This window comes from Ruegeria sp. CDSA236, assembly GCF_059611285.1.
In genome coordinates, this window is record NZ_JBXWPG010000002.1 from 44232 (window position 1) to 66898 (window position 22667).

Annotated in this window: 22 protein-coding genes; 11 read left to right on the forward strand and 11 right to left on the reverse strand. The window is 56.6% G+C overall.

Features of this window, described 5'->3' with window-relative positions; genetic code table 11:
* The first annotated feature begins 7 nt into the window (after positions 1-7).
* Entirely contained in the window at positions 8-196 is a 189-nt protein-coding gene (locus AC2FLB_RS04190) for a hypothetical protein (RefSeq protein WP_496708700.1), read from the forward strand.
* 8 nt (positions 197-204) lie between these two features.
* On the opposite strand, the gene AC2FLB_RS04195 is transcribed toward AC2FLB_RS04190, so the two are convergent.
* The 3 genes from AC2FLB_RS04195 to trxB all read right to left on the reverse strand — a co-directional run bounded on the left by AC2FLB_RS04195 (position 205) and on the right by trxB (position 3349).
* The gene (locus tag AC2FLB_RS04195) at positions 205-1827 is read right to left on the reverse strand and encodes an adenylate/guanylate cyclase domain-containing protein (RefSeq protein ID WP_496708701.1); all 1623 of its coding nucleotides are present in this window, start codon (positions 1825-1827) and stop codon (positions 205-207) included.
* 108 nt (positions 1828-1935) lie between these two features.
* Entirely contained in the window at positions 1936-2403 is a 468-nt protein-coding gene (locus AC2FLB_RS04200) for an RES family NAD+ phosphorylase (protein WP_496708702.1), read from the reverse strand.
* A gap of 4 nt (positions 2404-2407) precedes the next feature.
* Entirely contained in the window at positions 2408-3349 is a 942-nt protein-coding gene (trxB, locus tag AC2FLB_RS04205; RefSeq protein WP_281972663.1) for a thioredoxin-disulfide reductase, read from the reverse strand.
* A gap of 225 nt (positions 3350-3574) precedes the next feature.
* On the opposite strand from trxB, the gene AC2FLB_RS04210 reads away from it, so the two are divergent.
* Positions 3575-4075 carry an Lrp/AsnC family transcriptional regulator gene (locus AC2FLB_RS04210; RefSeq protein ID WP_142636556.1) on the forward strand — a complete coding sequence of 167 codons (501 nt, stop codon included), beginning with the start codon at positions 3575-3577 and terminating at the stop codon, positions 4073-4075.
* Between the two features lie 116 nt (positions 4076-4191).
* Here the strand turns inward: AC2FLB_RS04210 and AC2FLB_RS04215 are convergent, their stop codons facing one another.
* The 5 genes from AC2FLB_RS04215 to lgt all read right to left on the reverse strand — a co-directional run bounded on the left by AC2FLB_RS04215 (position 4192) and on the right by lgt (position 8404).
* Positions 4192-4974: a Hint domain-containing protein gene (locus AC2FLB_RS04215; protein ID WP_271949219.1), complete on the reverse strand. Its 783-nt coding sequence runs from the start codon at positions 4972-4974 to the stop codon at positions 4192-4194.
* A 328-nt stretch (positions 4975-5302) separates the two neighbouring features.
* Positions 5303-5431 (reverse strand): hypothetical protein, encoded by a 129-nt coding sequence (locus AC2FLB_RS04220; RefSeq protein WP_496693880.1) that lies wholly within the window; start codon positions 5429-5431, stop codon positions 5303-5305.
* Positions 5432-5700: 269 nt separating this feature from the next.
* Positions 5701-6459 (reverse strand): peptidoglycan editing factor PgeF, encoded by a 759-nt coding sequence (gene pgeF, locus AC2FLB_RS04225; protein WP_496701915.1) that lies wholly within the window; start codon positions 6457-6459, stop codon positions 5701-5703.
* Complete coding sequence (locus tag AC2FLB_RS04230) at positions 6456-7523, reverse strand: class I SAM-dependent methyltransferase (protein WP_496708703.1); 1068 nt, start codon at positions 7521-7523, stop codon at positions 6456-6458. The genes pgeF and AC2FLB_RS04230 overlap by 4 nt, the downstream gene beginning before the upstream one ends.
* A complete protein-coding gene (gene lgt, locus AC2FLB_RS04235; protein WP_496708704.1) occupies positions 7523-8404 on the reverse strand; it encodes a prolipoprotein diacylglyceryl transferase in 882 nt (293 codons plus the stop codon). Before lgt ends, AC2FLB_RS04230 begins: the two co-directional genes overlap by 1 nt.
* A 97-nt stretch (positions 8405-8501) precedes the next feature.
* Between lgt and AC2FLB_RS04240 the strand changes: the two genes are divergently transcribed.
* From AC2FLB_RS04240 to AC2FLB_RS04260, 5 genes are all read left to right on the forward strand, one after another.
* Complete coding sequence (locus AC2FLB_RS04240; RefSeq protein WP_142636566.1) at positions 8502-8750, forward strand: accessory factor UbiK family protein; 249 nt, start codon at positions 8502-8504, stop codon at positions 8748-8750.
* A gap of 308 nt (positions 8751-9058) precedes the next feature.
* Entirely contained in the window at positions 9059-9559 is a 501-nt protein-coding gene (locus tag AC2FLB_RS04245; RefSeq protein WP_496691006.1) for a type III secretion system chaperone family protein, read from the forward strand.
* 36 nt (positions 9560-9595) lie between these two features.
* On the forward strand, positions 9596-10411 hold the full coding sequence (gene proC / locus AC2FLB_RS04250) for a pyrroline-5-carboxylate reductase (RefSeq protein ID WP_496708705.1): 816 nt from the start codon (positions 9596-9598) through the stop codon (positions 10409-10411).
* Complete coding sequence (locus tag AC2FLB_RS04255) at positions 10404-10742, forward strand: tRNA-binding protein (protein ID WP_282021513.1); 339 nt, start codon at positions 10404-10406, stop codon at positions 10740-10742. The genes proC and AC2FLB_RS04255 overlap by 8 nt, the downstream gene beginning before the upstream one ends.
* Positions 10742-11692, forward strand: coding sequence for a 2-hydroxyacid dehydrogenase (locus AC2FLB_RS04260; RefSeq protein ID WP_496708706.1), 951 nt, complete (start codon positions 10742-10744; stop codon positions 11690-11692). The genes AC2FLB_RS04255 and AC2FLB_RS04260 overlap by 1 nt, the downstream gene beginning before the upstream one ends.
* Here AC2FLB_RS04260 and AC2FLB_RS04265 read toward each other — a convergent pair.
* A complete protein-coding gene (locus AC2FLB_RS04265) occupies positions 11689-12267 on the reverse strand; it encodes a thymidine kinase (protein WP_496701923.1) in 579 nt (192 codons plus the stop codon). The genes AC2FLB_RS04260 and AC2FLB_RS04265 overlap by 4 nt on opposite strands.
* Positions 12268-12620: 353 nt before the next feature.
* Here AC2FLB_RS04265 and AC2FLB_RS04270 point away from each other — a divergent pair, with 353 nt between their 5' ends.
* Entirely contained in the window at positions 12621-13082 is a 462-nt protein-coding gene (locus AC2FLB_RS04270) for a hypothetical protein (protein ID WP_142636888.1), read from the forward strand.
* Between the two features lie 220 nt (positions 13083-13302).
* Here AC2FLB_RS04270 and AC2FLB_RS04275 read toward each other — a convergent pair whose 3' ends face one another.
* Positions 13303-14427: a beta-ketoacyl-ACP synthase III gene (locus tag AC2FLB_RS04275; protein ID WP_496708707.1), complete on the reverse strand. Its 1125-nt coding sequence runs from the start codon at positions 14425-14427 to the stop codon at positions 13303-13305.
* A gap of 166 nt (positions 14428-14593) precedes the next feature.
* Between AC2FLB_RS04275 and AC2FLB_RS04280 the strand changes: the two genes are divergently transcribed.
* The 3 genes from AC2FLB_RS04280 to AC2FLB_RS04290 are packed head-to-tail and all read left to right on the forward strand — an operon-like array spanning position 14594 to position 19157.
* Complete coding sequence (locus AC2FLB_RS04280) at positions 14594-15061, forward strand: MarR family winged helix-turn-helix transcriptional regulator (protein WP_185956678.1); 468 nt, start codon at positions 14594-14596, stop codon at positions 15059-15061.
* On the forward strand, positions 15058-16095 hold the full coding sequence (locus AC2FLB_RS04285; protein ID WP_271949243.1) for an efflux RND transporter periplasmic adaptor subunit: 1038 nt from the start codon (positions 15058-15060) through the stop codon (positions 16093-16095). Before AC2FLB_RS04280 ends, AC2FLB_RS04285 begins: the two co-directional genes overlap by 4 nt.
* An 11-nt stretch (positions 16096-16106) precedes the next feature.
* Positions 16107-19157: an efflux RND transporter permease subunit gene (locus tag AC2FLB_RS04290; protein WP_496708708.1), complete on the forward strand. Its 3051-nt coding sequence runs from the start codon at positions 16107-16109 to the stop codon at positions 19155-19157.
* A gap of 60 nt (positions 19158-19217) precedes the next feature.
* Here AC2FLB_RS04290 and carB read toward each other — a convergent pair whose 3' ends face one another.
* Entirely contained in the window at positions 19218-22562 is a 3345-nt protein-coding gene (gene carB, locus AC2FLB_RS04295) for a carbamoyl-phosphate synthase large subunit (RefSeq protein WP_496691002.1), read from the reverse strand.
* Positions 22563-22667 lie beyond the last annotated feature (105 nt).

The window sequence follows — 22667 nt, forward strand, 5'->3', positions numbered from 1 at the left end:
TCGAAGGATGGATTGGCCAGTGATTCAGGGGCGTTTGCCGGGCATGTGCCCCGGCGGTCGGGTGAAGTCCAGATGGATTTATGAAACAAAGGACGATATGCGCGGTTTTTCTCCGGATTGGAAGGATTTTCCACATTTTGACGCGAAACCCGACGACAATCCCTTGGATCAAGGCCAAATAGACCGGTTTGAATGAGTGTGTTCTCAGGCGGCAATCTTGGGGGTGAGGTCGGACGCACGTTCGACCGGCAGGGCAGAAATTGGCCTTGTTACCCCACGCAACTGGAAGGGGCGCAGATCGTTCTGCCAACTCTCATGCCCCGCTGCCTTCAGCAGATCGCCCGAAACCAAAAGCTCGACACCCAACCCCTTGGTCTCGGCCTCCAATCGGCTGGCGACATTCACGGCGTCGCCGATAATCGTGCGGCTTGCAGTCCCCACGGCGCCGATTTCGCCCAGAACCAGATCGCCCAGATGTAATCCCATTCCAATGCGGATAAGCGGGCTGCCCTCGGTTTCGAGTTGCTCGTTGAACCGTTGCAATGCGCGGCTGACATTGGCTGCAGCTTTCATCCCGGCCCGTGCTGAACTTGCAGCATCGGCGGTTTCAAACACTGCAAGCAGCCCGTCACCCATATACTTGTCGACCACACCCCCATCCGAGGTGATGGCTGGCACGATGGCGTCAAAGAACCGGTTGAGCAGGAAAACAATGTCATAGGGCAACTGCCCGGTGGTCAGTGCCGTGAACCCGCGCATGTCCAGAAACAGCACCGCCAGTTTACGTTCCTGCCCCTGACTGGCATGGGCGCGATTGCGACCGCTACCGGGATTGTACATCCGAAAGGCCGTGATTGGCTCGGTCGGGCGGATCTGACAGGCCAGGCGTGCGCCTTCGGGTGCTTTTACGGCAGCCAAGCTGCGGGCCTCGATCTCACTGGGGACGGGGAGCTGATCTGCACCATTTTCGACAATAACGCGACAGGTGGTGCAGCGCCCCTTGCCACCACATAGCGCAGTGTGGGGAATGCCGTTGGCCTGAGAAATCTCAAGCAGGGTCATGCCTTTTTCGGCCACAATTTCGGGGCCTTCCACATATTTGATGCGCACCGAATGCCGGCGTCGCAAAATTTTGCGCACCAGAAACACAAGCAATGTAGCGCCAACCGCCAGCCCGAATGCAAGCAGTGTATCTTGCCTCACACCCATCAGAGCCTGAAAAGCCTCGGGCGATGGCCAGTTGTAATGTTCGATATACTGATCGCGCAGAAACGGGTCGGCGAAATCAGCCCAAATGCGTCGGCCCTCTGTCAAAAGACCTGCTAGAGCGAAAGACGGAATGAACACGGCGAGCCCGATCAGATAAGGCAGCGCCCTTTGCCACCAGGATGTCAGGCGCAGCCACATGTGAAGACCGATGCAACTGTGGACCCAGACCACCAGCAAAAGCAGGCTTTGTGTCCAGATTGCATAGCTGGGCCACATTAGCGCGATGATATAACCCATCTCATCATTAACCCCGAAAACTGCATGTGCGTATCGGGTGTGAACAAGGTGCGAGATCAGTTGCAGTGGAATCACAAATCCAAGCACCACTTGCAGCCCCAGACTGAAAGGCATTCGCATGGTTCTGCGCTGAGCTAACGAATACAGCGCCAGCCCAAAATGCACGAGCAAGGCCAGATATAGAATCGCGCTGCCGATGTTGTTGCGCGTAATGACATGGCGGCCTTTCTGCATTCCGTGGAGATAATCAGTATGAAACAGTCCCAGACCGATATTGATGAAGTGAAAGAAGGCAAAGATGAACAGGATCAGGCCGCTCATGATCCTCAGCCGGGTAGCCCACCCGCCTTGCCATAGTACGCTTTTCACTCGGTTCACCTGTGTTCGTTTTGCTCGCATCTCAGAGTCTGTAACGGCGCAGAGCGGGGGTCAAGCGAAGCCTCTATGCCCCGGCAACCAGGGATGCGGATCCCCATCCAGGCACACTACCTCCGGCGAGGTGCTAAACAAAACCGCATGACTGAGTTCTGGCCGGGATCGCGAGCTGTATAGCAAGCCGTCGGCGCCTTTGGCGCGGGCGTCATCCGAAAATAGCCAGGTGGGTGAGGCGCCTACTTTTTCGTGGGCATCCTGCCACACGACCGAGGCTTCGCTGCGCCCCCGCAGATCTACCAGCCGAGCGCCGGTGATCCGGCATTTTTGAAGAATGCGTGGTGGATCGGATGGGCAGACATAGCGTTTGATGGCTACTTCGGCACCCTCAGCGCTCAGCGAAGAATAAAGCGCGAATTGGCCCGCATAGTGAAAACGCCCCTCTGGCGCCCATGCTGGGGCCAAAGGGGCGTCTATCTGTGAGAGGAACAGAATTCTCCAGATCGGGCCGGAGAATTCGATCACCTGATTAATCCTGTTCGGCCAGGAACCGTTCAGCATCCAGCGCGGCCATACAGCCCATCCCGGCGCTGGTAACGGCTTGACGGTAGATGTGATCTGTCAGGTCTCCGGCAGCAAAGACACCTGGAATGGAGGTTTCTGTGGAGCCCGGTTTGGTGATCACATAGCCGCCCATATGGGTTTCCAGCGAGTCCTTGACCAGCTCATTCGCGGGTGCGTGGCCGATGGCGATGAAAACACCTTTACAGGGGATTTCGCGAATCTCACCGGTTTTCACATTCTTGACGCGCACGCCTTCGACACCCAAAGGCGCATCGGTTCCGATGACCTCGTCCAGTTCGTGGAACCACAGGGGCTCGATCTTGTCGTTCTTCATCAGCCGATCCTGCAGGATCTTTTCGGCGCGCAATTCATCGCGGCGATGGATCAAGGTGACCTTGCTGGCAAAGTTGGTCAGAAACAGCGCCTCTTCCACGGCGGTATTGCCGCCGCCGATTACAACGATCTCCTGCCCGCGATAGAAGAACCCGTCGCATGTGGCGCAGGCGGAAACGCCAAAGCCTTTGAACTTCTCTTCCGAGGGCAATCCCAGCCATTTCGCCCGCGCGCCAGTGGCCAGAATGACCGCATCGGCAGTGTAGATGGTGCCGCTGTCGCCCTTGGCGGTGAACGGGCGTTTCGAGACATCCAGATCGCTGATGATGTCGCCGATGATTTCGCACCCCATCGCGGCGGCGTGCTCCTGCATCTTGATCATCAGATCAGGACCCTGAACCTCGGTAAAGCCGGGATAGTTCTCGACCTCGGTGGTGGTCGTCAGCTGCCCGCCCGGTTCGATGCCCTGAACCAGTATCGGTTCCAGCATCGCACGGCTGGCATATACGCCCGCAGTATAACCGGCAGGTCCTGATCCGATTATCAGAACCCTGGTGTGTTTTGTTTCGGCCATGATACCCCCGACTCGATCTGCCTGATACGGGCCTGCGGCCCCTTGGCGAATGGATATAGCGACCCCCTTGAGGCGCTTAAAGCCCCTTCGTGCCGTATCCGAGAATCCGTTTCACAACTCGCGCTAGAAAAATACCTGGAAAACCAAAGAATATTGCGCAAACGCGAAACATTATTGCGCATCCCTTGGGTGCTGATATAACAACCGAAAATTCAGGAGCTTTTTATGGTCGCGACACGGCTGGACGAGATTGACCGCAAGATTCTGGCAGAATTGCAGGCAGACGGTCGCATGACCAATGTAGAGCTCGCGAAACGTGTGGGAATTTCCGCGCCTCCGTGCCTGCGGCGCGTGCGCACATTGGAGGACTCGGGCCTTATCCGCGGATACCACGCGGAAGTGAATGCGCGTGAGCTGGGTTTTGAGGTTCAGGTCTTTGCAAGCGTCGGATTGGAAAGCCAAGCCGAAGCCGAACTCAGCGCATTCGAGGAACGCTGCCGCGAGTGGCCACTTGTCCGTGAATGCCACATGCTGAACGGCGAAGTGGATTTTATTCTGAAATGCGTCGCTCCTGATCTCAGCAGCTTTCAGCAGTTTTTAACAGGCGAGTTGCTGACCACGCCAAACGTGGCCAGCGTTAAAACCTCACTTGTGATACGCGGCGCTAAGGACGAGCCCGGTGTACCGTTTGACGTCCTGGAAGAACGAATGAACCGGACGGCGTAAAGCGCATCCTTTTGTGACGGCTGGTGCACGGCGGCAGAATCGCCGTGACAACCAGAAACAACACCCAACTAATTAAAATCTGCATAAAGCCCCCACTTTGCAGTACTGGTTAAAACTCAGGCAGTGATTGCGTCCACTTCTCCATCTCCGGCACGCGGTAACTGCAGCGGGCCAAAGTCATTCAGCGATTCGACATGCTCGAACAAGTTCAAATAGATTGAGCGAAGCGAATGGCTGATCATCCGAACCGCATTTACGCCTGGATGATATGATTCAAACTGTAATCCGTCTACCTTGATAACCGAATGGCGTTTCAGACAGATGTGAAACAATTCGATTGGGGTAGGCGGTAGCATCTCGATGACACCCATCCCGTCTTGGAACTCGTGCGCGGGCGTCAAAACAGGAGATCCGCCATACAAGTGCCGCAGATGTGCTGGGGTGCCCAACAGGCGCGCAGCCGGACCGACAGTCACGCCTGACATCGGTTTTTGCATTCCGAAGGTATCCGCCATGATGCGTGTCAGCGGGCGCGTGCGACCACGCGAGTCTTCGCGCCCGGGGATCAAAGTCACCGAGCCCTTCCAGACCACGGTTTCCGAAGTTCCATTCTGGGTCAAAACCGTATCGCCAGGCAAAAGATCTTCGATCGCTATCGGCCCGTTTTCGGTTTCGACAAGCGAACCCCGCGTAAAGGCACAAAACGCATCCTCGAACATGGGCAGTGCTGGCGCGATGTGGCGGGTTTGGGATACCTCGCCATTGCTCAACAATGAACTGACCTCATAGCGCCGCAGCTGCGCTTTTTGTTTTGTTGTATTTCTTGGAATCTCGCGCAGCATTGTCGACGTATCGACGGCGTTTCTGGCGGCGCGGGCCAAAGAATGTGGAATAGTCATACTAATTCCGTCCCCTCAAACATCCGCTCAGGAAGGCTGAACCCCCGTACAGGCCCGCCTGATCGGTTTTCTTTGTCTTGAATGCTATGGCGACTTCGAGACGTCGGCTGTAACGGCCGCGCAGTGCGATGGAATTTCGCAAACTCTTGGTCAACACATTGACCCCCCAGACAAACTCACAACTCGCAGACGAAAATTGTCTACGCACACAAACTCCTAAACACATTCACAGAAAGCGTCTGTGAAGCGCCACACACCGGATCGGAGCACCCCCGCTGTGTGTCTTGACCCTCAAAGCCGGCAGAATGGCTTTGGTAGGCCTGTCTAGTCAGCGTCGCGAAGCCAAACGGCGCGCCACACTGGCAGAACGGCTGGAAACCCGCTTCCACGGCATCTCCAGTTTTTGCTCTCTGGACGCTTTCAGAACAGCGCTGAGAAAGCGGGATCTTTGTTTCATTCTGTTGTCCTACTCGTTCAGGGCTTAGTGCCTAACGACCCAATCTGAGACTAACGTGTCGCGATATTGAGGCAGCCATAAGGCTGACGCGGGTTGAATCTGGGACAAAAGAAAGTTGGTTGTTTCCTTTTCTTAATCTAGCCGCGCTCACATTCAGAAATATGCAGATAACCATCTGAGAGAGGGCAATAAAACCTAATTTTGGCGACTCATATAGACACAACAAATGTGGCGAAAAAGCGGCGATTTCGCCACAATCAGGACACGCGTCACAGTTTGATGGCGGAAATCAGGCGGCCGTAGTCGGCTTCTTTTGCATGAACCGATCGGCGGTACGAATAGAATCTGTTCGGGTCCGAATAGGTGCAATGACGAATCCACTCTGCATGCCCGACACCAGCCTGACGTAACCGGTGCAGCCCATAGGACGGGAGGTCAAATTGCATCCGATCACCCGTCCCATTTGCGAAGAACCGCAGGTTTTCTGATGATTCAGCGGCAAAGTCTTCTAGGAACTCGGGCCCGACCTCATACGCAATTTGCGAGATTGTGGGCCCTATGACGGCCACTGTATTCTCGCGCCGTGCTCCCAGCGCCTCCATGGAGTCCAACGTGGCCTCAAGCACACCGTCCAGCGCGCCGCGCCATCCTGCATGTGCAGCCCCTATCACTTTTGCGTGGGTGTCGGCAAAAAGAACAGGTTGGCAATCCGCCGTGAGGATGGTCAGCGCCAGTCCGGGACAGGCCGTAACCAACGCGTCTGCTTTAGGCTTTTCCCCGTCGATTGGACCATCAACAGTTATGACCGTCGGTGAATGCACCTGATGGACCCCGATAAGGGATCCGGGATCGACCTCCATCGCATCCGCTACGCGGTTACGGTTTATCGCGACAGCCTCGGTCTGGTCAGATGATCCATGACCGCAGTTGAGCCCTGCAAAGATCCCGGATGAGGCCCCGCCACGGCGGCAGAAAAAACCATGGCGTACGGATGACAAGAGATCCGAAGTCAGAATTTCCAGCGTCATGATTCCAGTCCCGGTGGCAATGCGGCATAAGATGGGTACAGGCCCAGTACTTTGAACAGGTTTCCCATTTCCTCTGGGTGCGTCAACCGGCGATGTGCGGCTATCAACGCCTCAAGCTTGGACCCGCTGAGTGGTTTCGCCAATGCTTGCGCCCGCGCAGTGATGCCCAGCCGTTCCAGAAAAACGCCTTGGGGTGTCAGGCGCGAATGGGCGCAGCCCGCAGCTCGCGCTGCGCTCGCCAGAGGTTCGAAGTCCACATGGGCTGTCAGATCAGCTTGTCCGGGGCTGGAAATCGGGTCTATCGGCTTGTGGGCATGCAGCGCTTGAAACGTATCCCCAAGCGAATGCCAGTCGCCATAATCCAGGATCAGTCCGGCCCCGCCATGGGTCGCGATCCGTCCGGCGATCACAGTGATGATCGGTATGGCCGAAGGGCAAAGCTCGACCAGATCCCCATCCTGCGTGTCCTCAAGCCGGTTCTTCAAAGCGATCTGTGGTGACCGCGGCCCTAGGCCAAAAGCCAGTGATTCGTCCTTCATCCCGATCAAACGTTCCCGCCAATCGTTGCCATCACGGATGAATTGGCGAATGGGCAGAGCGTCAAAGAACTCGTTTGCCACCAGCAAAAGCGGGGAATCGGGTAGATCGGTGACTGATGTAATCCAGCGTGGAGCATAGGCATCCAGCGTCTTTGCCTGAATGGTGCGCAGGGTTGGTGAGGCCTCAAGCAGAACAATATCTGCCGCCGCGTGAAAGCCATCCACGCCCTGTGTCGCACGCAGCATGTCAGCCATCAGCGTTCCGCGCCCGGGACCCAGCTCCGCTAGCGTGAAACGGCCCGGACGCCCCTGGTCAATCCAGCAATGCGCAAGGCCGAGCCCGATTAGTTCGCCAAACATCTGGCTGATTTCCGGGGCGGTGATGAAATCGCCCTGCGGGCCAAGGGGGTCGCGGGTGGTGTAATATCCCAGCGTCGGGTGCAGAAGGCATTCGGTCATATAGTCGGCTACACTCATCGGGCCGTCTTGTGCGATACGAGCCTGTAAGAGGTTGGCGAGGGTCATCACTTGGCCTTAGCGCGTGATGCCAGCCAAAGGCCAAAGGCAATCATTGGCAAAGACAGTAACTGGCCCATGGTCAGGCCGTAGCCGCCCATTTGCCAGGCAAGTCCAAGCGGATTTCCGGCCGAAACAAACTGTGCATCGGGTTGCCGGAAAAACTCGACAATGAAACGCGATGCGCCATAGCCCGCCATAAACACGCCTGTGACCAGACCGGGCCGTAGGAAAGCGCGGCGCCGATAGACCAGCCACAACAGCAGGACGCCCAGCAGCAACCCCTCAAGCGCGGCTTCGTAAAGTTGAGAGGGGTGGCGGGCGCAAAGACCAATAACCGTCGGGCAGTTTTGGGCGGCAGGACCAGGGAATACAAAGGCCCAGGGCAGGTCGCTGGGCCTTCCCCGCAGTTCGGCGTTGATGAAATTCGCGACACGACCCAATAACAGCCCAGGCGGCACGGTATGCGCGATCAGATCAGCAAGCGGCAAAATCGAAATTTGGTGACGTCTTGCATAGATATATGAGGCCACGACGACGCCTAGCAATCCACCGTGGAAGGCCATGCCGCCCTGCCAGACCATCAGAATTTCGATCGGGTTCGAAAGGTAATAGGCTGGTTGATAAAACAGCACGAACCCAAGTCGCCCGCCCAGAATCACGCCCAGGATGATCCAGGTGATCAAATCCTCAAGCTGGGCGGGTTGCATCGGTGGCGCCTTGTCGGGCCACAGGGCGGGGCGCTTTAGGGCGATCACCCCCAGGCGCCATGCAATCACAATCCCGGCGATATAGGCGAGGGCGTACCATCTAAGTGCGAACTCCATCCCGAACAGCGAGATCGAGAAAAGTTCGGGCGACAGATCGGGGAAATTCAGAACAGCCTGCATGTGCGTCTCATTGCCCGGGCTTTGAGGGTTAAGTCAACCTTGAGCCTGCGCCAATCATTCCCCATATAGAGACCAACCGCCAAATCGGAGGATAACCATGCAAACCCGCAACAAGATTCTGGATGATGTTTCCCAACTCATGACCAACGCCATGGGTGTTGCCCAAGGCGCAAAGGACGAGGCGGAGAACGCCATGAAGTCGATGATCGACCGTTGGCTGGCTGATCGCGATTTCGTCACACGCGAAGAATTCGACGCTGTCCGTGCCATGGCTCAGAAAGCGCGCGAGGAAAACACAGCGCTCGAGGCGCGCATTGCAGCGTTGGAAGCCAAGCTGGGCGAATAATCCCCCGCGAAATTTTCGAAAAAAAACAAACGCCGCGCAATCCGGTTCTGGGTTGTGCGGTGTTGTGCATCATGCCGTCTTGCGGGAATTAATCAAGACAAAGCTGCATCTGATGCCAATATTTTGATCCCCGTTGCCAGCTATCCACAACTTATTGCTGTTATCCCCAAAAATGGGGGTTGTCAGGCCACCACCCACAGCGCACCATATTTAGTACAGGCCTATGGGGGAAGCCCGGCTTGTAGAGCAGGCAACTAGCGCTGGGGCGCTGCCAGCCCCGAAATGCTAGAAATTAGTGAGGTGGCATTATGGCCCTTTCCGAGCAGTTTCTTGACGAAGACCTTCATCCGATCGACATTGTTGAACATCTTGCCGAACATCACGATTGGGACTTTGATCGGATCGGGGATGATCAGATCGCAATGGCTGTCGAAGGACAGTGGCGCACCTACTCGATTACGCTGGCGTGGTCGAATTATGACGAAACGCTGCGTATGGTGTGCTCGTTCGAGATGGAGCCACCTGAGGCGCGCGAGACCGAGCTTTATGAACTTCTGAACAAGATGAACGATCAGTGCTGGGCCGGGGCCTTCACATACTGGGCCAATCAGAAGCTGATGGTTTACCGGTACGGTCTGGTTCTTGCGGGTGGTCAGATGGCCAGCCCGGAACAGATTGATACGATGATCACTGCAGCGGTCCTGAGCGCCGAGCGTTATTATCCCGCGATCCAACTGGTCACATGGGGCAACCGTACCCCGGAAGACGCGATGCAAGTCGCCATTGCAGAGGCCTACGGCCGCGCGTAAAGCTTTGCCCCGAGCCAAATAAGCGGAGGGGCAATCATGGACATGTCACGCGTCGCCGAACAGGGGCTGGTGCTTTTGGGATGCGGCAAGATGGGATCGGCCATGCTTGCCGGGTGGTTAGAGCATGGCCTTCCTGCCTCGTCAGTCTGGGTGATTGACCCTTTCCCGTCGGATTGGCTGAAATCGTCGGGCGTCAACATCAATACCCCGCTACCCGAGGGGCCTGCAGTTGTGCTGGTCGCGGTAAAGCCGCAGATGATGGGCGATGCGCTGCCCGCAATTACAGCCTTGGGCGGCGGGCGCAGCCTGTTCGTGTCGGTCGCGGCGGGCACCTCAATCTCCACATTCGAAGAGGTGTTGGGCCAGAAAACACCAATCGTGCGTGCCATGCCGAACACCCCGGCGGCGATCCGACAGGGAATCACGGCGTTGATTGGAAATTCTGCTGTTTCGGATGCGGATCTGGCCCTAGCCGAAAACCTGCTATCTGCGGTCGGTGAGACGGTCAGATTGCAGGATGAGGCGCAGATTGATGCCGTTACCGGGCTGAGCGGGTCCGGCCCTGCCTATGTATTCCACCTTATTGAAACGCTCGCTGCTGCGGGTCAGGCTCAGGGCCTGCCACATGATTTGGCGATGAGGCTGGCCAAGTCCACGGTCGCCGGGGCAGGGGCCTTGGCCATGGCGTCTGACGAGGACCCTTCGCAACTGCGCGTCAATGTCACTTCGCCTAATGGAACCACGCAGGCCGCGCTTGAGGTCCTGATGCACGACGAATTCGGTTTTCCCGACCTGCTGCACCGCGCTGTTAAAGCCGCAACCGATCGGTCCAAGGAGCTGTCTCGTGGGTGAAATTACATTCGACGATTTTCTTAAGGTCGACATTCGCGTCGGCGAGGTTATCCGCGCCGAGCCCTTCCCCGAAGCGCGCAAGCCAGCGATCAAGATGTGGATCGATTTTGGACGAGACATCGGCGAGCGGAAAACCTCGGCCCAGATCACTGCGCATTATGATCCCGCCTCATTGGTGGGCAAGCAGGTGATGGCGGTGGTAAATTTCCCTCCGCGCCAGATCGGCAAGTTCATGTCCGAAGTGCTTGTTTTGGGATTGCCCGATGAGACTGGTGAGATCGTCCTGATCGGGCCGGATGGCAAGGTTCCAACCGGAGGGCGGATGCACTGATGCGTGTGTTCATTGCCCGACCGATGACCGCCTCTGTCGAAGCACGTGCACGCGCAGAGTTCGACGCAGAGATGCGCAGTGAAACCTTGCCGATGTCACCCAAGGAAATGGGGCATGCGCTGTCCGAATTCGATGTGGTGGTGCCGACCTTGGGCGACCTGTTTTCTGCCCAGATCTTTGCTGAGGTGCCGGAACCGCGGTGCAAACTGCTGGCAAACTTTGGGGTTGGGTATAATCACATAGATGTGGAGGCGGCCCGTCAGGCCGGAATTGCCGTGACCAACACGCCGGGCGCTGTCACTGACGCTACGGCCGATATTGCCATGACATTGCTGCTGTCCACGGCCCGCCGCGCCGGAGAAGGCGAACGGCTGGTACGTTCAAACCTTTGGCAGGGCTGGCACCCGACACAGATGTTGGGCCATCACGTGACCGGCAAACGGGTCGGCATTGTGGGCATGGGGCGCATTGGGCAAGCCATCGCGCGACGTTGCCACTATGGGTTTGGTATGCACGTCGCCTATCAATCGCGCAGCCCAAAGGAGCTAGAGTTTCCGGCGGATTATGTCTCAGACCTCAAAGCTTTGGCTGCCGGTGTCGATTTCCTGATCCTGGCTGTGCCGGGCGGTGCCGAAACCCGGCATCTGATCAATGCGCAGGTGCTGCAGGCGATGAACGCTGCTGCCATCCTGATCAATATTTCTCGGGGAGAGGTAGTGGATGAATCGGCCCTGATTTCGGCGTTGCAAGAAAAGCAAATCGCGGGTGCGGGTCTGGATGTCTACGAATTCGAACCCGCAGTGCCGCAAGCTCTGATAGATTTGCAGAACGTGACCATGCTGCCCCACCTGGGTACCGCGACTGAGGAGGTCCGCAGCGATATGGGGCACATGGCGCTAGATAATGTTGCGGCCTTTGTTCAGGGGCGTCCGCTGCCAAATCCGGTTTAGGTGCCCACGGCCTCGCGCCAATGCCTGCGGCACAGCGAGACATAGGTTTCGTTGCCACCAATTTGGACCTGAGCACCCTGGGTGATGGGATTTCCATTCTCGTCCTGACGAATCACCATTGTTGCCTTGCGGCCGCATTCGCAGATCGTGCGAACCTCGCGCATCTCATCCGCCAGCGCCAGCAAGGCGGCCGATCCGGGAAACAGCCGACCCTGAAAATCGACCCGCAACCCATAGGCCAGCACCGGCACGTTCAGGTCATCTACGGCGCGGGCCAGTTGCCAGACCTGATCTTCGGTCAGGAACTGGGCTTCGTCGATAAAGACACATGCAATTTTGCCTTGCGCCATACGGGCTTCGATCATGGCGAAAACATCATCATCGGTGTCAAAAGTATCAGCCTCGGATGATATCCCAATCCGCGAGGCAATTTTCCCAGCACCGGCGCGCCCATCCAATGCGGCCGTCATCAGGTAAGTATCCATGCCGCGCTCGCGATAATTATGCGAGGCTTGCAGCAACACGGTCGATTTGCCCGCGTTCATAGTCGAGTAGTTGAAGTAAAGTTTTGCCATGGCTCGGGTCTAATTCGCCAGCCCCGCCTGGGCAAGCCATCTCATGTGGCGAAATGAGCGACGCCGCCGTTGTCCAGTTAGGGGATGAGCTCACGCTCTTTGGGGATGGAGCCCCTGCACTCACAACAGCGACGCCTTCGGCCTATAAGCGGCCTAAACGAAGCGGGGCTAATATGTGCCCCGCTATCACTCGCTACCGGCATTATTGCCGCCACTCACTCACAAAACCCTCGCATATCTGAGGGATAGCCAACATATCGCATTTCAATTATGACTCAGGTATGGGAAATTTCATTTCCCTTTCCCCCGCAATGGCAGATGTAGTGGGGAAGGCAGGTAGCAAAGGTAAAAACATGGCAGATATCGGGGCCTATCTCAAAAAGCACACCGAAGCGTTGGTCAAGGACGTTGGAATTGAGTCCGCGTGCGAGATCACGGGTAAATCCAAAGCCACGCTTGGCCGATATTATTCAGATAATGCAGAACATGCTGATCGGTTCATGCCGGTTGATGCAGTTGCTCGCCTTGAAGCGGTGGCCAACTTTCCGCATGTGACGTCGGCTTTGGCCGACCTCAAGAACATTACGCTGTCATATGATGGCCGCAACACGGACGCTCCTCGCACCGGAGGTGTGAATTCGGATGTCATCGCGTTGAGCCAACGCTTTGCCATGCTTATGACCGAATACCAGTCTGCTATCGAAGACGGTATCATCACGGTGAACGAGGCCAAACGCCTGTTGAAGGAAACCAGCCTGCTGCAGCATGTTCTGATCGAGATGAAGCTGCACCTGGAAGAAGAAAGCGTGAGCTGAGGCAAGGGAAGCTGCGTGTCTTGATCCAGTTTGGTGTGCGTACCGATACTCATGACATGCTAGGTCAAGCTTGACCCGATCTGAACGCTCGCATGCTGGGGCTTTTGCCGCTTGCCGCCTGACGGGGTGATGCCAGTGCTGAAACAAGGATCAAACAACCAAGCCGGGTAGAATGAGCCCGGTTTTCTTGTACGAATTTGTAGTTGCGCGGAGTGTTGTCTTAACCGTGCCGTTTCACGATTACCGAACCCACGGAATACCCCGCTCCGAAGGAACAGATAAGGCCGATCTCGCCATCGGTGAAATCGTCCGAGTATTGCGAAAATGCGATGATCGACCCTGCCGAGGACGTGTTCGCATAGTCTTGCAGGATGTTTGGCTGCTCTCCGGGGGCGGGCTCGCGGCCCATGACTTTTTTACCGATGAAATCATTCATCGTTTTGTTCGCCTGATGCAGCCAAAGACGTTTGAGATCGGCGTTGCTGATCCCTTCGGCGTCCATGTGATCGGCAATGTGTTTGCTGACCATTGGAAGAACCTCTTTGAACACTTTACGGCCGTTTTGCATGAACTGCATATCGCGGCGGTCGATCAATCCCTCTGGCCGAGTGCGACGCAGGAAGCCATTATTGTTTCGGATGTTGTTAGAAAAATCCGTGGCGCAGCTGGTCGACAAAATCTCGAAATGCGGTCCGGTCGCATCCTCGATCCGTTCAATCAAGGTGGCCGTTGCCACGTCACCAAAAATAAAGTGGCAATCACGGTCACGCCATTCCAGGTGGCCCGTGCAAATCTCAGGGTTTACCACAAGCGCACATTTGACCGAACCGGACCTGACCATATCCGCCGCCGCCTGAATGCCGAACGTGGCCGAAGAACAGGCAACGTTCATATCGAATCCGAACCCTTTGCATCCCAGCGCCTGCTGGATCTCGATCGCGATTGCAGGATAAGCCCGTTCATGATTCGAAGCCGCGCAGATTACCAGATCAACATCGTCCCCGTTGCGCCCAGCCTGTGCCAGTGCTTTCTTGCAGGCGTCAACGGCCATTTCGGTCATGATGCCAGGTTCATCGTCAGAGCGCTGACGAAACAGCGGGTGCATCACGTCGGGATCCAGAACGCCCGCTTTATCCATCACATAGCGGTTCTCGATTCCGGAGGCCTTCAGAATGAACTCTTCAGACGAATGCTGCATCGGCTCAACGTCACCAGCGGCAATCGCCTCTGCGTTCTGGGTGTTCATCCTGTCGGCATATGCATTGAAGGCCGAAACGAGCTCGGCATTCGTAATGACATTATCTGGCGTGAAAACACCCGAGCCGGTGATTGCTGGCGTATACATGTTGGGTCCTGGATTTCTGGATTCACCTAAAATGCCGTTATGATTGGTATTGTTCAAGAGAGATTGACCCGAGGGAATGTTAAGCTTGGTTGGAAATTGAGCTTCAGTTCTTGAATAGTTCGTTTTTCGAAGTATATACGCGTCAAATTCTGCAAGGAATCATCCCATGGCCCATGATCATAACACTCTGTTGCATCGCTTAAGCCCCGAGATGCAGGCGATGATGGGTGTGTATGCGCTCTATTGGAAGCTCGAGGAGAGCTTCGATGCCATCGAAATAGAGCTGAGCCATCAGGAATGCCATATGGTGATCAAATTGGATCAGCCCAGGCGCATGGGCGTTTTGGCGGCTGACATGCTGTCAGTTCCTTCGACAATCACGTCGACCGCCGATGCCTTGGAAAAAGCGGGCTATCTGAGACGTGAACGCGATCCAGAGGATCGCCGTGCATGGCTTTTGGTTTTGACCGAAAAAGGCACAGAAACACGCCAGATGCTTGTAGCCCAAGCGGGCGCCCTGTTTCAGCGCGCGTCCGGACTGAACAAAGATGAAACCGCAGAATTCGCAAGACTGGCCCGGAAGATCCGGGAAAACATACTGAAAACTGGAATTCCCGAGGGACTGAAGAAATGAAACTGATCTCTGCTTTGGGCGTGGCCCTGATCTTTCTCTCCAGCTCAATCATGGCTGAAGAAGCTGCCAAGCCGGTAAAGCTGATGGTGGTAAAGGAAACCACGCCTGGGTTCACACGTCAGTTCTTTGGTCGCGTCGCTGCGCGGCAAACGGTTGATCTGGCCTTTCAGGTGGCTGGACAGATTGTTGAAATGCCAGTGGCTGAAGGATTTGTCATCCCCAAGGGTGAGCTGATCGCCGAGCTGGATCGTGAGCCGTTCCAGCGCCGCTATGATCGTGCCGTTCTGCAAAAAGATCAGGCGGATCGGACACTGGCCCGCCTGTCTCGGCTGCGGGGAACTGCGGCCAGCCAAGTGGCTGTGGACGACTCTGAGACTGCGGCGCAACTGGCTGATATCGCTGTGCGTGACGCGCTTTACGACCTGGAACAGGCGACATTGACGGCACCGTTTAACGCGCTGGTGTCCAGCCGGGCGGTCGAGGCCTTTACCACTGTTTCCGCAGGTACCCCGATCGTGCGCATCCATGATATGTCCGAACTTCGGATTGAGGTCGACGTACCCGAAATTTTGTTTCAACGGTCGGGCCAGCAGGATGACATCACCATCACCGCGAAATTTCCGGTGAGCGACGAAGTCTTCCCGCTTCAGATCCGCGAATTCGACGCCGAATCTTCAAGTGTCGGTCAAACCTTCCGCATCCAATTTGGACTGACACCGCCTGAAGGGCTGCAAATTCTGCCTGGTTCGTCGGCTACTGTGACCGTTCGGGTCAAGGACCAGAAACGGGGAATCTTTGTTCCGCCTACAGCCATTGTGGCCGATGTCGAAGGGGCGCTGGGCGTAATGGTGTTTTCTCCGACTGGGGCTGACCAAGGGACACTGCGCCGCGTCCCCGTTACCATCGAGCCCACGGAAACCGGTGATGTCAACGTACTGGACGGCCTAAGTGACGGGGAAGAAATCGTTGTCGCCGGCGGTGACGTTTTGATTGACGGTCAGGTGGTGCGCCGCTTTACCGGTCTTGCCAACTAAGGGGCGGATTGATGAACATCGCACGCGCATCCATTGATCGCCCTATCTATACATGGCTGGTCATCCTGATCGCCTTGTTCGGCGGTATCTGGGGATTTCTGTCGCTTGGCCGTCTGGAAGATCCAGCCTTCACAATCAAAAACGCCGTCATCGCAACCCAGTATCCGGGGGCAACGGCTGAACAAGTGGCGCTGGAGGTTTCAGAGCCACTGGAATCCGCTATCCAGCAGATGGGCGAGGTCAAGACAATCACATCAGTGAACCAGCCCGGTTTTTCGCTGATCGAGGTCGAGATTAACTCAGCCTATGATGGGACCGAGCTGCCGGAGATCTGGACCAAATTGCGCGCCAAGGTCCGTGACGCCTCACGGGAGCTGCCATCGGGGGTGGGTGAACCGCTGGTCAATGACGGGTTTGGCGATGTGTTTGGCTTGTTTTATGCGGTCACGGCCGAGGGCTTCTCGGACGCTGAAAAACATGAGCTTTCCACATTTCTTCGGCGCGAACTACTGACGGTTGACGGTGTCGCGGATGTCGAGGTGATGGGCCTGCCGCAAGAGGCGATCTTTATCGAACCCGACCTGTCTATTTCGGTGAACCAGAACGTGCCTCTGCAGGCGCTTACCGACGCGATTACAAATGCGGATTCGGTAAACTCGTCGGGGTCATTGCGATCAGAAGATGGCCGGACCGCGATATTAACCGCCGAAGGGTCCGATACGGTTTCCGCCATTGCTGGCCTTTCTGTTGGATCGCAGGGCCAGGTTATCAACCTGTTCGATATGTCGAATGTACATCGTGGTCGCCTAACCGATCCTAATGTCATCATCCGGTTCAACGGGACCGAAGCTTTCACTCTGGGTATCGCTGGGCTTTCGACTGATAATATCGTTGAGGTCGGCAAGCGTGCTGACGCGAAATTTGCCGAGTTGGATCCTCAGATCCCCTATGGTGTCGAAATCCTGCCGATTTACCAGCAGCACGTCGTTGTTGAGCAGGCCTCGAACGACTTTCTGGTGAACCTCGCGCTGTCGGTCTCTATTGTTGTTGCGGTTTTGGCCCTGTTCATGGGTTGGCGCGCGGCTGTGGTTGTGGGAACAACTCTGTTGCTGACCGTGGTTGGCACGTTGTTGTTCATGGCATTGTTCTCGATCGAGATGGAACGAATTTCGCTGGGCGCATTGATCATCGCGATGGGTATGTTGGTGGACAACGCCATTGTGGTGGCCGAAGGAATGCAGATTGCAATGCTGCGCGGCAAGAATTCGCGTGATGCGGCGGATGAGGCTGCGGCCAAAACGCAAATCCCGCTGTTGGGAGCAACGGTGATTGGCATCATGGCTTTTGCCGGGATTGGTCTTAGCCCTGATGCGACGGGCGAGTTCTTGTTTTCGCTATTTGCTGTTATCGGGATATCGCTGCTGCTGAGCTGGACCCTGGCGCTGACGGTGACTCCGATGCTTGGGCACTATTTCTTCAAGCAGGGCAAAGAAGGTGAAATTGATGCCTATGGCGGGATCATGTTCCGTGTTTATGGCGCGATCCTAAACTGGGCGCTGCGGTTCCGTTGGATGGTGATTGCAATGCTGGTGGGCATTACCGTGGTCTGTTTCGCAGGATTTGGTTTGGTCAAACAACAGTTCTTTCCAGACTCGAATACGCCGCTGTTTTTCGTGCATTACAACCTGCCGCAGGGCACACCCATTGCGCGCACCGCCGAGGATATGGCTGTTTTCGAAAACTGGCTGGCGGATCGGGACGATGTGGTATCTGTCACGACATTTGTTGGGCAAGGAGCAACTCGTTTTTTGTTGACCTACTCTTCGGAAAAACCGAACCCCAGCTACGGTCACATGATCATCCGGACGGAAACATTGGATGACATTCCGGCTTTGCGGGCGGATCTCGAGGCGTTTGGCTCGGCGCAGTTCCCCGAAGGCAAGTTCCGCACCAAGCGGCTGGTCTTTGGTCCTGGCGGCGGTGATCCAATTCAGGCCCGTTTCTCGGGAAGCGATCCGGCGGTGCTTCGGCAACTTGCGAATGAGGCTGTGCAGACGATGCGCGCGGCCTCGCCAAATGCGCTGAACGTCTATCACGACTGGCGCGAACAAGGGCTGGCTGTCCAGCCAATTTATGCGACCGAACGGGCGCAGACCGCAGGGGTGTCGCGCGAAGATATCGCGGCGACTCTGCAATTCTCGACCGATGGGATCACCGGTGGCGTGTTCCGCGAGCGCGACCGCCTGATTCCGATCATCTTGCGCCGCCCGGTGGACGGGGATTATTCGATCGTGGATCAGGTTGTATTCTCGGACCAGTCGCAGAAATTCGTACCGATTGAGCAGATGGTCGACAGGTTCGAATATAAGGCACTCAATACGCTGGTTCACCGCCGGGATCGTGTGCTGACCATTACGGTAGGGGCCGACATCCCGCCGGATTTGACAGCTGCGCAGGTTCATTCCGAAGTCCGCACAGCCATCGAAAGCATGGAGCTGCCAGCGGGCTATCGACTGGAATGGGGTGGAGAGTTCGAGAATGCTGGCGATGCAAATAAAAGCCTGGGTCGTCAGTTGCCGTTGAGCCTGTTGATCATGGTTCTGATTTCGGTGCTGATATTCAACGCCATTCGTCAGCCGATCATTATCTGGCTGTTGGTACCGATGTCGGTAAACGGAGTGGTGATCGGTCTGCTGGGCACGGGTCTGCCGTTCACATTTACGGCGCTACTGGGACTGCTTAGCCTATCGGGGATGCTGATCAAGAATGGTATCGTTTTGGTCGAAGAGATCGATTTGGTACGTGCAACCGGGCAGGGGCTGCGTGAATCGATCATCGAGGCTTCGGTCTCGCGTTTGCGCCCGGTGATGCTGGCCGCAATCACGACGATTTTGGGTATGGCTCCGTTGTTGACGGATGCGTTCTTCAGGTCGATGGCGGTGACCATCATGGGAGGTCTGGCCTTTGCCACGGTCCTTACCATGGTGGCTGCCCCCGTGTTTTACATGGTGTTCTTCCTGCCGGAGGAACGGCGCAAGAAACCACCGCAGCCGGTTGTCTAAATGAAAAACCCCCGGTCATGGACCGGGGGTTTTGCTTTATTCTGGTGTAGTGGGAGAAGGTCAGCCTTGCAGGGACCTGACCTCGACATCACCTTCGGCCTGCGCCTTTATCGCCAACGCGGCAGCGTGGCTGGCGGCGGCGGTGGTGAAATATGGGATCTTGTCATAGAGCGCGATGGACCGGATGGCCTTGCTGTCCTCGACCGCCTGTGCACCTTCGGTGGTATTCATCACCAACTGTACCTGACCATCTTTAAGCATGTCAGCCACGTCAGGACGGCCCTCATAGACCTTGTTGACCAGATCACAGGCAATACCGTGCTCGGCCAGCCAGCTTTGCGTTCCGCGGGTGGCGACAAGGGCAAAGCCCTGCGCGGCCAGAACCTGTGCAGCCTCAAGCATGGCAGGCGTCTTGTCGGCATCCTTGATCGAAATAAACGCACGTCCCGAGGATGGCAGCACCATTCCCGCACCCATCTGTGCTTTGAGGAAGGCGCGGGGAAAGTCTCGGTCCCAGCCCATGACTTCTCCGGTCGAGCGCATCTCAGGCCCCAGAATAGTGTCGACGCCGGGGAACCGGGCGAAGGGCAGAACCGCCTCTTTCACCGAGAACCACGGCATATCCGGATCGGCCAGCGTCATCTGGTCGGCGATCTTGGTATCGTCCACGGTTTTGTATGCAGGGCGCAGTGGGAAATCCGCCAGCTTCTCGCCCGCCATCACACGCGCGGCGATTGAGGCGATGGCGCTGTCCGTCGCTTTGGCCACGAAGGGCACGGTACGCGAGGCGCGCGGGTTGACCTCGATCAGGTAGATATCATCATCCTTGATCGCGAATTGAATGTTCATCAAGCCGACAACGTTCAGCGCCTTGGCCAGCTTGAAGGTCTGCTCTTTGACCCGGCCAATCACTTCTTTCGACAGCGAGTAAGGTGGCAGCGAACAGGCGCTATCGCCCGAGTGCACGCCGGCCTCTTCGATATGCTGCATGATGCCTGCGACATGAACATCCGTGCCGTCGCACAGCGCGTCGACATCCAGTTCAACCGCGCCCGCCAGATAGCTGTCTAGCAGCACAGGGCTGTCGCCCGAGACCACCACGGCCTCGTTGATATAGCGCCGCAGCTGGTCCATATCGCGCACGATTTCCATCGCGCGGCCACCCAGAACATAGGAGGGACGGATCACCAGCGGAAAGCCGATATCCTCGGCGATTTTCAGCGCTTGCTCGTCGGTCGATGCGATGCCGTTATTGGGCTGTTTCAGGCCCAGATCATTGACAAGCGCCTGGAACCGCTCGCGGTCTTCGGCCAGGTCGATGGCGTCGGGCGTGGTGCCGAGGATCGGAATGCCTTCTTCTTCCAGCGCGTTGGCCAGTTTCAGCGGGGTCTGACCACCGAACTGAACGATAACACCGTGCAGCGTGCCGTTTTCCTGTTCTTTCGTCAGGATTTCCATCACGTGTTCAAAAGTTAGCGGTTCGAAATACAACCGGTCTGAAGTGTCATAGTCGGTCGAAACCGTTTCGGGGTTACAGTTGATCATGATGGTCTCATAGCCCGCATCGGTCAGTGCGAAGCAGGCGTGACAACAGCAATAGTCGAATTCGATCCCCTGACCGATCCGGTTGGGTCCGCCGCCCAGGATAACAACCTTCTTGCGGTCACTCGGGCGCGCCTCGCACTCAACATCACCCATCATAGGGGCTTCGTAGGTCGAGTACATATAGGGCGTCTGCGCCTCAAACTCGGCAGCGCAAGTGTCGATGCGTTTGAACACTGCGTTAACACCCAGATTGCGGCGGGCGCGGCGTACATTGCCTTCGTCACGGCCTGTCAGGTTGCCCAAGCGCGCATCGGTAAAACCAAGCATTTTCAGCCTGCGGATACCTTCTTCGGTCACCGGCAGGCCGTCTTTGCGCAACTGACGCTCGGCCTCGATGATCTCGCGTATTCGGGCCAGGAACCAAGGGTCAAATTTGGTGACCCCAAAAATCTCATCGTCGGTCAAACCGTGACGCATGGCCTGCGCGATGGTGCGCAGACGGTCGGGGGTTTGCTTGCTGATCGCTTTGATCACCGCGACTTTGTCACTGACCTCGTCCCAGACACCAACGTTCAGGCCGGGGATTTCCACTTCATCAAAGCCAGTCAGGCCGGATTCCATCGAAGCCAGCGCCTTTTGCATCGATTCGTGGATCGTGCGGCCAATGGACATGGCCTCACCCACCGATTTCATCGCCGTGGTCAGGTAAGGTTCAGAGCCGGGGAACTTTTCGAACGCAAATTTCGGAATTTTTGTCACGACATAGTCGATGGTTGGCTCGAAGGAGGCGGGCGTGACCTTGGTGATGTCATTGTCCAGCTCGTCCAGCGTATAGCCAACAGCCAGCTTGGCCGCGATCTTGGCAATTGGGAACCCGGTCGCCTTGGACGCCAGCGCGGACGAACGCGACACGCGGGGGTTCATCTCGATCACGACCATTCGGCCGTCTTCGGGGTTGATCGCCCATTGTACGTTCGAACCGCCAGTCTCGACCCCAATCTCGCGCAGAACGGCGATGGAGCCGTTGCGCATGATCTGGTATTCTTTGTCGGTCAGTGTCAGGGCAGGGGCCACGGTGATCGAGTCGCCGGTATGCACACCCATCGGATCGATATTCTCAATGGAACAGACGATGATGGCGTTGTCGGCCGTGTCGCGTACAACCTCCATCTCATACTCTTTCCAACCTAGCAGGCTCTCATCGACGAGGATTTGGTTTACCGGCGAGGCATCCATGCCCGAGCGGCAGAAGTGAATATAATCCTCGCGGTTATAAGCCACACCGCCGCCGGTGCCGCCCATGGTAAAGGCGGGGCGAATGATGGCAGGCAGGCCGATGTCTTCCAGATCGCCCAAGGCAATCTGGACGCCAGCATCAAGATCGGTGGAGCCGTCGTCGCGCTTGGGGGCGGTAATTATGGTGGCCTTGGGGTTTTCGATGCCCAGCCGATCCATCGCTTCGCGGAATAGTTTGCGGTCTTCGGCCATTTCGATGGCGTCGCGGGTCGCACCGATCATCTCGACACCGAACTCGTCCAGTACGCCCATCTCTTCCAGTGCAAGTGAGGTGTTCAGTCCGGTCTGCCCACCCATTGTGGGCAACAAGGCGTCGGGGCGTTCTTTCTCGATGATCTTGGCGACAACTTCGGGCGTGATCGGCTCGATATAAGTGGCATCGGCCAGACCGGGATCGGTCATGATTGTAGCTGGGTTTGAGTTTACCAGAATGACCCGGTATCCTTCTTCGCGCAGGGCTTTACAGGCCTGTGCGCCTGAATAGTCGAATTCGCAGGCCTGACCGATGACAATGGGGCCCGCCCCGATGATCATGATCGACTGGATGTCGGTTCTTCTCGGCATAGCCTGTTTCCTTCGGTTAACTGCGAGTCAGGGCACCGCCCGCGTGCCCAAATTGTTCTGCGTTATAGGGACCGCGCCAAAAGGTTCAAGAGGTATCGGAAACAG